Source organism: Methylomagnum ishizawai (assembly GCF_900155475.1).
GTDB classification, from domain to species: domain Bacteria; phylum Pseudomonadota; class Gammaproteobacteria; order Methylococcales; family Methylococcaceae; genus Methylomagnum; species Methylomagnum ishizawai_A.
Genome location: NZ_FXAM01000001.1, coordinates 3382170 through 3394376 on the forward strand (window position 1 = coordinate 3382170; position 12207 = coordinate 3394376).

The 12207-nt window shown below is 61.4% G+C and carries 13 protein-coding genes; 1 reads left to right on the forward strand and 12 read right to left on the reverse strand.

The features are described from left to right. Positions 1–57: 57 nt before the first annotated feature. The 12 genes from pdxJ to rpoE are packed head-to-tail and all read right to left on the reverse strand — an operon-like array spanning position 58 to position 10175. Complete coding sequence (gene pdxJ, locus B9N93_RS15095) at positions 58–810, reverse strand: pyridoxine 5'-phosphate synthase (RefSeq protein WP_085215052.1); 753 nt, start codon at positions 808–810, stop codon at positions 58–60. Next, positions 807–1529 carry a DNA repair protein RecO gene (gene recO / locus B9N93_RS15100; RefSeq protein WP_085215053.1) on the reverse strand — a complete coding sequence of 241 codons (723 nt, stop codon included), beginning with the start codon at positions 1527–1529 and terminating at the stop codon, positions 807–809. The genes pdxJ and recO overlap by 4 nt, the downstream gene beginning before the upstream one ends. Continuing rightward, positions 1519–2400 (reverse strand): GTPase Era, encoded by an 882-nt coding sequence (gene era / locus B9N93_RS15105; protein WP_085215055.1) that lies wholly within the window; start codon positions 2398–2400, stop codon positions 1519–1521. The genes recO and era overlap by 11 nt, the downstream gene beginning before the upstream one ends. Then, positions 2397–3089, reverse strand: a complete 693-nt coding sequence (gene rnc, locus B9N93_RS15110) for a ribonuclease III (RefSeq protein ID WP_085215057.1) — start codon at positions 3087–3089, stop codon at positions 2397–2399. The genes era and rnc overlap by 4 nt, the downstream gene beginning before the upstream one ends. Continuing rightward, on the reverse strand, positions 3086–3463 hold the full coding sequence (locus B9N93_RS15115; protein ID WP_085215059.1) for a DUF4845 domain-containing protein: 378 nt from the start codon (positions 3461–3463) through the stop codon (positions 3086–3088). Before B9N93_RS15115 ends, rnc begins: the two co-directional genes overlap by 4 nt. Before the next feature lie 59 nt (positions 3464–3522). Next, complete coding sequence (lepB, locus tag B9N93_RS15120; RefSeq protein WP_085216291.1) at positions 3523–4296, reverse strand: signal peptidase I; 774 nt, start codon at positions 4294–4296, stop codon at positions 3523–3525. Positions 4297–4307: 11 nt separating this feature from the next. Then, entirely contained in the window at positions 4308–6113 is a 1806-nt protein-coding gene (gene lepA / locus B9N93_RS15125; RefSeq protein WP_085215061.1) for a translation elongation factor 4, read from the reverse strand. Between the two features lie 4 nt (positions 6114–6117). Further along, the gene (locus tag B9N93_RS15130) at positions 6118–7542 is read right to left on the reverse strand and encodes a DegQ family serine endoprotease (protein WP_085215063.1); all 1425 of its coding nucleotides are present in this window, start codon (positions 7540–7542) and stop codon (positions 6118–6120) included. Positions 7543–7601: 59 nt separating this feature from the next. Then, positions 7602–8045, reverse strand: coding sequence for a SoxR reducing system RseC family protein (locus B9N93_RS15135; protein ID WP_085215064.1), 444 nt, complete (start codon positions 8043–8045; stop codon positions 7602–7604). Further along, positions 8042–9049, reverse strand: a complete 1008-nt coding sequence (locus B9N93_RS15140; RefSeq protein WP_085215066.1) for a MucB/RseB C-terminal domain-containing protein — start codon at positions 9047–9049, stop codon at positions 8042–8044. Before B9N93_RS15140 ends, B9N93_RS15135 begins: the two co-directional genes overlap by 4 nt. A gap of 18 nt (positions 9050–9067) precedes the next feature. Next, positions 9068–9592 carry a sigma-E factor negative regulatory protein gene (locus tag B9N93_RS15145; RefSeq protein WP_085215068.1) on the reverse strand — a complete coding sequence of 175 codons (525 nt, stop codon included), beginning with the start codon at positions 9590–9592 and terminating at the stop codon, positions 9068–9070. A gap of 10 nt (positions 9593–9602) precedes the next feature. Next, complete coding sequence (gene rpoE, locus B9N93_RS15150; RefSeq protein ID WP_085215070.1) at positions 9603–10175, reverse strand: RNA polymerase sigma factor RpoE; 573 nt, start codon at positions 10173–10175, stop codon at positions 9603–9605. A gap of 436 nt (positions 10176–10611) precedes the next feature. On the opposite strand from rpoE, the gene nadB reads away from it, so the two are divergent. After that, positions 10612–12207, forward strand: coding sequence for an L-aspartate oxidase (nadB, locus tag B9N93_RS15155; RefSeq protein WP_085215072.1), 1596 nt, complete (start codon positions 10612–10614; stop codon positions 12205–12207).

Sequence of the window (12207 nt, forward strand, 5' to 3'; positions counted from 1 at the left end):
AGGGTGGTTCCATGGGGCCGCCGCCAATTTCGACCGGCAAATATCGCAGAATAGCCTTCATCGGTCAATTAAGGCCCGGGCCGCTTCCAGGGTCCGCTTCATGTCGCGCACGGCGGGGTCCAGTCCGGTCATGACCGCCCGCGCCACGATGGCATGGCCGATGTTGAGTTCGTGGATATTGGAGATGCGGCAGATATCGGCGACATTGTGGTAATGCAGGCCGTGGCCGGCGTTGACGGTCAGGCCGAGTTCCCCGCCCAACCGGGCCGCCGCTTGCAAGCGTTCGAGTTCGCGCCGCCTCGCGCCGGGGCCGGCGGCATCGGCGTAATGGCCGGTATGGAGTTCGATCACGGGCGCGCCCGCCCGCGCCGCCGCTTCGATCTGGCGCGGGTCGGCGTCGATGAACAGGGAGACTTCGATGTCCGCTTCGGCCAGGGCGGCGCAAGCGTCCTTCATGCGGGCGATGTCGGCGGCGACATCCAGGCCGCCTTCGGTGGTCAATTCGGCGCGTTTCTCGGGCACCAGGCAGCAGGCGGCGGGCCTCGTTTTGCGGGCGATGGCGATCATCTCGTCGGTCACGGCCATTTCCAGGTTCAAGCGGCTGTGCAGCAGCGCCGCCAAAAGTTCGATATCGCGGTCCTGGATGTGGCGGCGATCTTCGCGCAGATGGGCGGTGATGCCGTCGGCCCCGGCCTGCTCGGCGATGAGGGCGGCTTGGACGACTTCCGGGTAGCGGGTGTGGCGGGCCTGGCGCAGCGTGGCGATATGATCGATGTTGACGCCCAGGAGGATGGGGGCTATGGCGTTCATGCGTGGGTTGCTTTCCCTGTGGATGGTTGGAACAAGTCGCGGCTTTTGAGGCCGCGGCCATCGAGATAATGCTGGACGACCCGCCGCATCAGGTGTTTGGCTTCCTTGAGCGCCGCCGGGGTTTCCAGGCGGTCGCGGCCCAGGTCCAGCAGGGTAGAACCGTGGATGGCCCCGGGCTGCCCAGGCGGACAGGCCACCGGGCCGGATTCGATGTGGTAGGCGTAGGTTTGGGCGGGATCGATGGGTTGGCCGGAACCGGCCTCCCGGTCCAGGCACAGCCCATAGCCCAGGTATTCCAGCAAACCGACCTCGAAGCCGCGCAGGGCGGGTTCTGGGCAATCTTCGGCCTGGGCGAGCCGCCCCAGCGTGTCCAGGTACAGCCGGAACACTTCCGGGTAGGGGTCAAGGGGCGGGAGCAGGTACGAGAGCAGTTCGTTCAGGTAGAAGCCGCAGTAGAGCGCGGTGCCGTGCAGGGCGATAGCCGCGCCGCAGGGTTCCGCCGCCGTCAGCACCGGGAGTTCGCCCCGGCCCGCCCAGGCCAGCCGCAAGGGGGCGAAGCATTGCAGGAGGACGGCAGTTAGATTGCGCCCGCGTTTCGCGCCCTTGGCGAGCAGGCTCAAGCGGCCTTGTGGCTCCGAGAAAATATCCAGCAGCAGGCTGGTTTCGCGGTAGTCGCGGCGGCGGAGGATGACCGCGTCCTGGCCGGGTTCATTCGGCATAACCCAGGCTGCGTAGGGCGCGTTCGTCGTCCGACCAGTTTTCCTTGACCTTGACCCAGAGTTGCAGGAACACCTTGCCCTCGGTCAGGCGCTCCAAATCCTGGCGGGCGCGTTCGCCGACCTTTTTCAGCACTTCGCCCTGCTGGCCGATGACGATGGCTTTCTGGCCTTCCCGCTCCACCCAGATCAAGGCGGCGATGCGGGTCAGTTTGCCCTCGGTCTGGTATTGCTCAATCTCCACGCTGAGGGCGTGGGGTACTTCCTGGCCCAGCGACCTGATCAGCTTCTCGCGGATGATTTCCGCCGCCAGGAACCTGAGGCTGCGGTCGGTGAGTTGGTCTTGGTCGAAGATCGGTTCGCCCTCGGGCAGGAGTTCCATGATCTTGTGTTCCAGCGCGTCCAGATTGTGGCCGCGCAGGGCCGAGGCCGGGATCAGGGCGGCGAAGGGATGGCGCTGCTGGGCGCTTTCCAGGAAGGGCAGCAGGGCGGCTTTATCCTCCAGCCGGTCCACCTTGTTGATGACCAGGATCACCGGGGCGGCGGAGGTCTGGATGCGTTCCAGCACCAGGTCGTCCTCGGCCAGCCACACGGGCCGGTCCACGATCCACACGATCACGTCCACGTCCAGCAACGCCGTGCCCGCCGTGCGGTTGAGATAGCGGTTCATGGCCCGCTTCTGGCTGGCGTGGATGCCGGGGGTATCGACGAATACCGCCTGCCCCGCCTCCGTGGTTTTGATGCCGTGGATGCGGTGGCGGGTGGTCTGCGGGCGGCGCGAGGTGATGCTGATTTTCTGGCCGATCAGATGGTTGAGTAGGGTCGATTTGCCCACGTTGGGGCGGCCCACCAGGGCGACATAACCTGCTTTCATGATTTGAATCCGAAGTCCTGGACCAGTTTGGCCAGCATTTTCTCGGCGGCTTGCTGCTCGGCTTTCTTACGCGAGGAGCCGGTACCCTCGCAGGTCTCGGCGGTCAGCGCGATGCGGCATTCCACCACGAAGGTTTGGTCGTGCGGTTGGCCGACCACCGATTTGAGGATATAGACCGGCAATTCCAGGCCACGGGCCTGCATGGCTTCCTGGAGCCGGGTCTTGGGGTCTTTCTTCCAATCCTGCACCGACAGGGCCTCGATCTGCTCGGCGAATTGGTTGAGGATCCAATGGCGGCAGGCGTCCATGCCCTGGTCCACCAGCAGGGCGCCGATCAAGGCTTCCAGGGCGTCGGACAGGATGGAATCGCGCCGGTAGCCGCCGCTCTTGAGTTCCCCCGAACCCAGGATGAGATAGTCGCCGAGGTTCAGCCTGCGGGCGAGGTTGGCGAGCGAGGTCTGGTTGACCAGCATGGCCCGCAAGCGGCTGAGGACGCCCTCGTCGGCGTCGCGGAATTTGCCGTACAGGCGTTCGGCGATCACAAAACCCAACACCGCATCCCCGAGGAATTCCAGCCGTTCGTTGTTATCCGATTCGGCGCTGCGATGGGTGAGGGCGCGCTTCACCAGCAGCGGATTCCTGAAGTGCAGGCCCAGTTTCCTGGTGAGTTTTTCCGGCTCTTGGATCAACGTGCGGCTACCTCAATAGAATCGTCGAAATGGGCGACGATATCGATATTGCCCATGATGGGCTGGGTGACATCATAAGCGATTTGTATCGTTATACCGGAACCGTCCTTGGTGATATAAACATTATCCTTGGTGACACTGTTGATCATGTCGATATCCCAGTGTTTCGCTAGGCTAAGGAGGACTTCCTGCTTGGATCGCGTCGCCAAGTTGGCATCGCTTTTCAAGGATTCCAGGGAAGCGACCACTTTGTAGTGGTCCAGGTAAATCGGGCCGATCTTGATAATCAGCATCGCGAAAAAGCCGACCAAGCACATCAGCAACGCGAAGCCGAGGAAGGTCATGCCACCTTGGCGAACGGGAGTTTGATTCATGGACCATGCCCCTAATTATGGTGGTTACGAGAGCGACGCCCGTTTGGGAAGCCCCTGGATTATTTTAGCGAGGTGCCGATCCGGTTGAAGGCGATGCCGCCGTCCCAGCTCATCCAGATGAAGAAGGCTTTGCCGACTAGGTTGGCTTCCGGCACCGTGCCCCAGAACCGGCTGTCGTTGCTATTGTCGCGGTTGTCGCCCATGACGAAGTATTGGCCTTCCGGTACGGTCCATTCGCCTTCCTTCGCGGCGGGTTCGCCAACCCGCGCCAGGATATCGTGGGTGACGCTGCCCAAATCCTCGCTGAGCAGGGTTTCGCCGCCCCATTGGCTACCCGGTTGGCTGCCTTCGTAGATTCCCAGCGCGGTCTGCTTAACCGGCTCGCCGTTCACATACACCTGTTTATGGACATAGCCGATGCGGTCGCCGGGGAGGCCAACGATGCGCTTGATGTAATCCATGGTCGGGTCTTTGGGATAGCGGAACACCACGATATCGCCCCGCGCCGGTTGGCCCATCTCCACGATCTTGGTGTTGATGACCGGCAGGCGGATGCCATAGGTGAATTTGTTGACCAGGATGAAATCCCCGACCAACAGGGTCGGCATCATCGAACCGGAGGGGATGCGGAACGGCTCCACCAGGAACGAGCGCAGCAACAAGACGATGAGGACGATGGGAAAGAACGAACGGGCGTATTCCACCAGGATGGGTTCTTTATCCGGGGGCGGCGGTTCCACGCCTTGAACCCGCAGCATCAGCACATAGCCACCCCACACCACGCCGGTCACCAAGGTCGCCAGCACCAGGAAAAAAGAAAAATCGAAGTCCATGCCGCCGCCCATCAGGAATCTTTGTTGACGCGCAGGACCGCGAGGAAGGCTTCCTGCGGGATGTCGATCTTGCCCACTTGTTTCATGCGTTTCTTGCCCGCTTTTTGTTTTTCCAGCAGTTTGCGTTTACGGCTGATGTCGCCGCCGTAGCATTTGGCCAACACGTTCTTACGCATGGCCTTGACCGTGGAGCGGGCGATGATCTTGGAGCCGATGGCGGCTTGGATGGCGACCTCGAACATCTGCCGCGGGATCAAATCCTTCATGCGTTCCACCAAATCGCGGCCCCGGCTTTGGCTGATATCGCGGTGGACGATCAGGGACAGGGCGTCCACCCGCTCGTCGTTGATGAGGATGTCCAGCTTGACCAGGGGCGCGGCCTGGAAGCGCTTGAATTCGTAGTCGAACGAGGCGAAACCGCGGCTGACCGATTTGAGCCGGTCGAAGAAATCCAACACTACTTCGCTCAGGGGCAATTCGAAATTGATCGCCACCTGCCCGCCCATGTATTGCATGTTCTTCTGCACGCCGCGCTTTTCGATGCATAGAGTGATGACGTTGCCGAGATAATCCTGCGGCACCAGGATATGGGCTTCGATGATGGGCTCGCGCACTTCCTCGATTTCGTTGGGCGAGGGCAGTTTCGAGGGGTTGTCGATCTGGATCGTGGAGTCGTCGGACTTCAGGACTTCGTAGACCACGGTGGGGGCCGTGGTGATGAGGTCGAGGTCGTATTCGCGTTCCAGCCGCTCCTGGATGATTTCCATGTGCAACATGCCGAGGAAGCCGCAGCGGAAGCCGAAGCCCAGCGCCTGCGAGGTCTCGGGCTCGTATTGCAGGGCGGCGTCGTTGAGGTTGAGCTTGTTCAGCGCCTCGCGCAAATCCTCGTAATCGTCGGATTCGACCGGATACAGCCCGGCGAACACCCTGGGCTGGACCTTCTGGAAGCCCGGCAAGGGCGTTTCGCACGGGTGGTCGCTGACGGTGATGGTGTCGCCGACCGGGGCACCGAAGATGTCCTTGATCCCGGCGATGACATAGCCCACCTGCCCGCAACCCAGTTGTTCCATGTCCAAGGGCTTGGGGGTGAACACACCCAGCTTTTCCACCTGATGGCTCTTTCCGGTGGACATAATCACTATCTTTTGTTTCCGCTTGATGGAGCCATTCACCACCCGCACCAAGGACACCACACCCAAATAATTATCGAACCAGGAATCGATGATCAGGGCTTGGACCGGAGCATCCGGGTCGCCGGTCGGGGCGGGGACTTTGGCGACCAGTTGTTCCAACAAGTCGTCGATGCCGAGGCCGGTCTTGGCGCTGATCCTCAGCGCCTCGTCGGCGGGCACACCTATGATTTCCTCGATTTCGGTGCAAACCTTGTCCGGGTCCGCCGAGGGCAGGTCGATCTTGTTCAACACCGGCAGGACTTCCAGCCCTTGCTCGATGGCGGTATAGCAGTTAGCAACGCTTTGCGCCTCGACGCCCTGGGCGGCATCGACCACCAGCAAAGCCCCTTCGCAAGCCGCCAGCGAGCGCGACACCTCGTAGGAGAAATCGACGTGGCCGGGCGTGTCGATCAGGTTGAGCTGATAGGTTTCGCCATCCCGCGCCTGGTAATTCAAGGTCACGCTCTGCGCCTTGATGGTGATGCCGCGTTCGCGCTCGATGTCCATCGAGTCGAGGACTTGGGCGGACATTTCCCGCTCGCTCAAGCCCCCGCAAATCTGGATGAAACGATCCGCCAGCGTCGATTTGCCATGGTCGATATGGGCGATGATGGAGAAATTACGGATGTGTTTTTGTTCGGCCACGGGCTCAGTCCTTGAGTTTCAGGGCCAGGAACAAGGAACTGCCGCGCCTTTGCACCAGCATCGCCACGGATTTGCCCTTGGGCAGGTTCTTCACCAGGTCTTTGAAATGATTCAAGTCTTTCACGGTTTGGTCTTGGACCCGGAGGATCACGTCGCCGCGCCGGAGTCCCGCGTCGTAGGCCGGGCCGGGCGTGACACCCTGCACCAGCACGCCGTTCTTCGGCACTTCCAGTTGTTCGCGCATTTCCGGGGTGAGGTTGATGGCGTTGAGTCCCAGGCGCTTGAGGGTTTCGCCGCCTGTCGGTTCTTCCTTGCCGCTGGCTATCGCCGGTTCTTCTTCCGGCAGGGAGCCGATCTTGAGCTGAATATCCTTGGGCGAACCCTGGCGCAGCACCTTGACCGTGGCGGTGTCGCCGATCTTGGTCATGCCGACCAAGGGCGGCAGTTCGGCGGAGGCGTTGATTTCCTGGCCATTGAAGGCAGTGATGATATCGCCGATCTGGAGACCGGCCTGTTCCGCCGGACTCTTGGGCAGGATTTTGGAGACCAGGGCGCCTTCCGGTTTCTTCATGCCGAAGGATTCGGCCAGTTCGCGGGTCACATCCTGGATTTGCACGCCTAGCCAGCCGCGTGAAACATGGCCTTGGGATTTCAGTTGATCGACCACCCGCATCGCGACTTCGGTGGGGATGGCGAACGATAGCCCCATGAAACCGCCGGTACGGCTATAAATCTGCGAATTGACCCCGATCACTTCGCCGTCGAGGTTGAACAAGGGACCGCCGGAATTGCCGGGATTGATCGCCACATCGGTCTGGATGAAAGGCACGTAGTTATCGCTTGGGAGGCTGCGGCCCTTGGCGCTGACGATGCCGGCGGTCACCGAATGGTCGAAACCGAACGGCGAGCCGATGGCCAGCACCCATTCGCCGACCTTGAGCTTATCGGCGGAACCCATCTTCACCGTCGGCAAATCCTGGGCATCGACCTTGAGCAGGGCGATATCGCTACGCTTGTCGGAGCCGACCAGCTTGGCGACCAATTCGCGGCGGTCTTGCAGGCGTACCACGATCTCGTCGGCATCCTTCACCACATGGTGGTTGGTGATGATGTAGCCGTCCGGCGAAATCACGAAGCCGGAACCCAGGGATTTGGATTCGCTGGGTTCGCCGCCTTCGGGACCACCCTCGCCGAAATAGCGGCGCAGGAAATCGTCGAAAGGCGTGCCCTCGGGCGGCGGTTCCATGCCTTCCGGCAGTTCCGGGCGTTCGACCGCGGCCATTTTCTGGGTGGTGCTGATGTTGACCACGGCCGAGCTGTTCTTTTCGACCAGCACGGTGAAATCGGGTAATTGGGCGGTGGCGGACGGCGGCACGGTCGCCAGCAAGGAAAAGCATAGGAGCGCCGCGGCCCACTTGGATTTAAGCATGACTAACTCCCAAGTTATCAGGGAACCATAGGGTAAGGAATGGGATGGGGACAGCGCGATCAGCCGAGTTTCCGCAATACCACGGGGCGCGGTGTATTGCGCGAGGACAGCCGTGAAAATTTCAGGAAGGCGAGGGTCGCGGCCAGACCGGCCAAACCGCCCGAGGCGGCCGCCGGATCGGCGGGGGTGGCAAAAGCGTCGCCCAGCGTTTGGCCCAGGAGGGCACCGGCCAGCAGTCCCAGCAGTGGTAGCAGGTAGATCGCGAACGAGCCTTTGACGATGGCCCCTTCTTCGATCCCCAGGACCACGCGGTCGCCCACCCGCACCTCGATGGGGGAAGACACCGCGAGGCGGGCCAGATCGGGCTTGCCTTGTTCCAGGTAATCGGCGACACCGGCGGTGGCGCAGGGGGTTTTGCAAGCAGCGCAGGCCGATTGCCGGGGTTTCCCCACCCAGACTTGATCGGCTTCGACGCGGATGACCAGGGCCTCTTCTTCGATCATGGCTGTTCCGTATCCCGGTGGCGCAGGCCGTGGGCGATGGCCTCCACGGTTTTGGCGGGCACCTCGCCCATCACGGTCGCGAGGTAATCGCCGATCTTGACGGACTCGGCGTTGATGGTGCCGATTTTCTTGGGATGCTCCTTGGGCGGGCCGCTTTTCTGGTCCTCGATATAGATCGAGACCGAGGAAAAACCGTCGCTCAGAAGGATATGCTCGACCTTGCGGTCGTTCGGCGGGCGCTGCAAGTGGCTGTACGACACGATTTGGAAGCCATCCGGCACATCGTGCAATTCCCAGTGTAAGGAATCCAGCGGCAGGGCTTCGCGCTGGCTGGTTTGCCGGGTGAATTGGTCGGTGGGCATCGAGGGGCTGAGGTCGCCGCTGGCGAAGCTGGGTTCGAGGTCCAGCGAGGTGAACACCATTTGTTCGATCGCTTGTCCGTCTTCGCCCAGAATCTCGAACTTGAGCGGCAGCTTGGAGTCGGTGTCGATCCAAATGCGCCGGGCATAGCGGTAAGCGTCGAGCGGCGCGATATCGACCACTTGCGACAAGCGGCGGGCCACGTATTCCTGTCCTTTCAATTCGACCCGGTAATCGCGGGACAACTGGGTCAGGTCGTCCGGGATATCCAGCAACACCGAACGGGTGGAAGGTTTATTCTCGATGAAGACCGTTTTGGTTTCGGGGTAGTAGCAGGCCACTTTCTGGGCATCGCGCACCACTTCCCGCAAGGGGCTGTTCATCGAGACCAAACGTTCCTGCTCCTTGCCGCCATTGACGGCGTGGAACAATTGGAAGCTTTCGACCTGCTTATCCTTGAGGTAGGCGACGGTGCCCTTGTAGTTGAGCTGGCCCACGGCATGGCGCATATCGGTGAGCCAGCCCAAGGCCGGCGGCTGTGGTGGGGCCACCGGCTCGGCAACGAGGCCCAGCGCCGCCAATAGGCATAAGGCACCCAAGCCTGTGGCCAAGCCCTTGCGGAGCCGGGATGGCGGGAACGACATGAGCGCGGCCACCAGCGGTTAGCGCGGGGAGCCGGAACTGACCAACCGCACCGAGGGCAACATGCCCTGGGCACCGGACAGATAGGCGGTTTCATAATGGGCGACCAGATAGTCGCGGAACTCCGGATCGACCGAGGCTTGGGTGTCGCCGGCCTGGCCGATGACGTTCGGGCCGTTCATCGGGGAATAATCATGCAGGGATTGCCCCACCATCACCGCCACGGCGGCTAGGGATGCGGCCAAGGCCAGGGTGACGGCCTTATCCCGATAGCCCATATCGCGCCGGGTGGCGGATTTGGCGGCTTGTGGGGCCAGGATGGTGGGTTCGTCGGCCAGCGCGGCGCTGATGCGGTCCACGAAGCCGCTATCGGGCACCAAACTGGATTGGGAGCGCAGCGCCATACCGACTAGGTTGTAGCGGTGCCATTGCGCCCGCAAGGCGGGATCGGACTCGATCCCGGCCAGTAATTTCAAGGATTCATCGCGCCCCAACTCATCGTCGAGCATGAGGCTCAGCTTCTGCTTTAGGCTGTCTTCGATCATGGACGTGCCCCTAACCAAGTAAATGTTCAAGTTTCTTGTCGATGGCCTCGCGGGCCCGGAAAATCCTGGACCTCACGGTACCTACCGGACAATTCATGACTTGCGCGATTTCGTCATAGCTCAAGCCATCGAACTCGCGCAAACTGATCGCCGTGCGTAATTCTTCTGGAAGTTCGTCTAAAGCCAATTGGATTACTTCTGCCAGTTCTTCGCTCAGCACGAGACCCTCGGGAGTCTCGTTGTCTTTTAGACGAACCGCGGATTCGAATTGTTCCGCCTCGTCTATATCGATCTCGTCGTCGGAAGGACGCCGCGCCCGCATCGCCAAATGGTTTTTGGCGGTATTGATCGCGATCCGGTAAAGCCAGGTATAAAACGCGCTCTCGCCGCGGAAACCTGGCAAGGCCCGATAGGCTTTGATAAAGGATTCTTGGGCAACGTCCAAGGCTTCGTGAGGGTCTTTGATGTATCGGTTGATCAACTGGGCGATCTTGTATTGATACTTGCGGACGAGGATATCGAACGCTTTTTTGTTGCCCTGCTGTACCTGCCGGACCAATTCCTCGTCGAGTTGTTCTCCCATTCCGGGGAATCCTTACGTAAGGGGGCGTCCGCCCTCGACGGCGGGTCGCCAGGGTTCGAGCGCGGGCGACCGTGGACTGATGGTCGGGGATTGTCGTCTGGGCGTGGATGCTGTAATTCCTGGGATGGCGATAAAACCTTCCGAATCCGGCCCAGTGTTGCCAAAAAGCATTATCGTCGTTTACCCGGCACCGTTCAATCGGTGTTCCCGCCCATATCGGTGGGCGCTGGGCCCGCTGGGGCGATTCGCCATCTCCGCCGATCCCTCCTGGGCCGAACCGCCCACATTGTAACCACCCACCGCCCGAATCCGGCACGGGGCTTGTTGAAACAGAGCGCACCCGGCCCATGGCATTTCCGGCAGGCGCTTGGACCGCTGTTTAAGGGCGGGGAGTTTTACAGTAGGATGACGGGATTCCTTAAATCCGGTTTCAACGATGTCATCACTCGCATACGACGTTCTGGTCATAGGCAGCGGTGCTGCCGGCCTCAGTTTGGCTTTGCGGCTGGCCGATCATGCGCGGGTCGCCGTGCTGTCCAAGACCGCCCTGACCGAATCCAACACCCTCTACGCCCAGGGCGGCATCTCGGCGGTGCTGGACGAGGGCGACTCCATCGAATCCCATATCCAGGATACCTTGGTCGCCGGTGCCGGGCTGTGCGACCCCGAAACCGTGCGCTTGGTGGTTTCGCATGGCAAGGAATGCATCGACTGGCTGGTCGAACGCGGTGTACCGTTCACCGAGGTCGAGTCGGAAAATGGCGGGCACCATCTCCATCTGACCCGCGAAGGCGGCCACACCCACCGCCGGGTGGTCCACGCCGCCGACGCCACCGGCCTCGCGGTGGAAACCTCGCTCGAACAACATACCCGCGCCCACCCCGGCATCGCGGTGTTCGAGTATCACAATGTCATCGATCTCATCACCGCCAAGAAGCTGGGCGGACGCGAGCCGCGGGTGTTGGGGGCCTATGTGCTGGACAGCCAGGCGCAAAAGGTCAAGACCTTCCGCGCCCGCCATGTGGTGCTGGCTTCAGGCGGGGCCAGCAAGGTCTACCTCTACACCAGCAATCCCGATATCGCGACCGGTGATGGCATCGCCATCGCCTGGCGGGCCGGGGCGCGGGTGGCCAATATGGAATTCATCCAGTTCCACCCGACCTGTCTATTCCATCCCCATGCCCGTTCCTTCCTGATTTCGGAGGCGGTACGGGGCGAAGGCGGACGCTTGCTATTGGCCGACGGTTCGCCCTTCATGCCGCGGTTCGATCCCCGCGGCGAATTGGCCCCGCGCGATGTGGTGGCCCGCGCCATCGACCACGAGATGAAGCGCTTGGGGGTCGATTGCGTATTCTTGGATGTTTCCCACCAGCCCGCCGAGTTCATCAAAAGCCATTTCCCCACCATTTATGCCCGTTGCCTGGAACTGGGCATCGATATCACCCGCCAGCCGATCCCGGTGGTGCCGGCGGCGCACTATACCTGCGGCGGCGTCCTCACCGATCATGGGGCCCGCACCGATATTCCGGGGCTGTACGCCGTGGGCGAGGTGGCTTGCACAGGACTCCATGGCGCGAACCGGATGGCGAGCAATTCCCTCTTGGAATGTTTGGTGTTCGCCAAGCAGGCGGCGGAGGATATCCTGCAGGGTTTACAGGATCAACCCAACCCGCCGGAATTGCCGGAATGGGATGAATCGCAAGTAACCGACTCCGACGAGGAAGTGGTGGTTTCCCATAACTGGGACGAAATCCGCCGGTTCATGTGGGACTATGTCGGTATCGTCCGCACCGATAAGCGCCTGCAACGGGCTTTGCGCCGGGTCGAGTTATTGAAGCAGGAAATCGCCGAGTATTACGGCAATTTCCGCGTGACCAGCGATTTATTGGAGTTGCGCAACCTCGTGATCGTGGCTGAATTGATTATCCGCTCGGCCTTGTTGCGCAAGGAAAGCCGGGGTTTGCATTTCACCTTGGATTATCCCGGCTTGGAGGAGCGGAAACCGCCGGGGAATACCATCCTGGTGCCCTGA

Excerpts from the sequence above, each read along its gene's own strand:
- B9N93_RS15115 (WP_085215059.1), bottom strand. The coding sequence starts at position 3,463 with ATGAATCAAACTCCCGTTCGCCAAGGTGGCATGACCTTCCTCGGCTTC.
- B9N93_RS15130 (WP_085215063.1), bottom strand. The coding sequence starts at position 7,542 with ATGCTTAAATCCAAGTGGGCCGCGGCGCTCCTATGCTTTTCCTTGCTG.
- B9N93_RS15140 (WP_085215066.1), bottom strand. The coding sequence starts at position 9,049 with ATGTCGTTCCCGCCATCCCGGCTCCGCAAGGGCTTGGCCACAGGCTTG.
- B9N93_RS15145 (WP_085215068.1), bottom strand. The coding sequence starts at position 9,592 with ATGATCGAAGACAGCCTAAAGCAGAAGCTGAGCCTCATGCTCGACGAT.
- lepB (WP_085216291.1), bottom strand. The coding sequence starts at position 4,296 with ATGGACTTCGATTTTTCTTTTTTCCTGGTGCTGGCGACCTTGGTGACC.
- nadB (WP_085215072.1), top strand. The coding sequence starts at position 10,612 with ATGTCATCACTCGCATACGACGTTCTGGTCATAGGCAGCGGTGCTGCC.
- rpoE (WP_085215070.1), bottom strand. The coding sequence starts at position 10,175 with ATGGGAGAACAACTCGACGAGGAATTGGTCCGGCAGGTACAGCAGGGC.
- recO (WP_085215053.1), bottom strand. The coding sequence starts at position 1,529 with ATGCCGAATGAACCCGGCCAGGACGCGGTCATCCTCCGCCGCCGCGAC.
- pdxJ (WP_085215052.1), bottom strand. The coding sequence starts at position 810 with ATGAACGCCATAGCCCCCATCCTCCTGGGCGTCAACATCGATCATATC.
- B9N93_RS15135 (WP_085215064.1), bottom strand. The coding sequence starts at position 8,045 with ATGATCGAAGAAGAGGCCCTGGTCATCCGCGTCGAAGCCGATCAAGTC.
- era (WP_085215055.1), bottom strand. The coding sequence starts at position 2,400 with ATGAAAGCAGGTTATGTCGCCCTGGTGGGCCGCCCCAACGTGGGCAAA.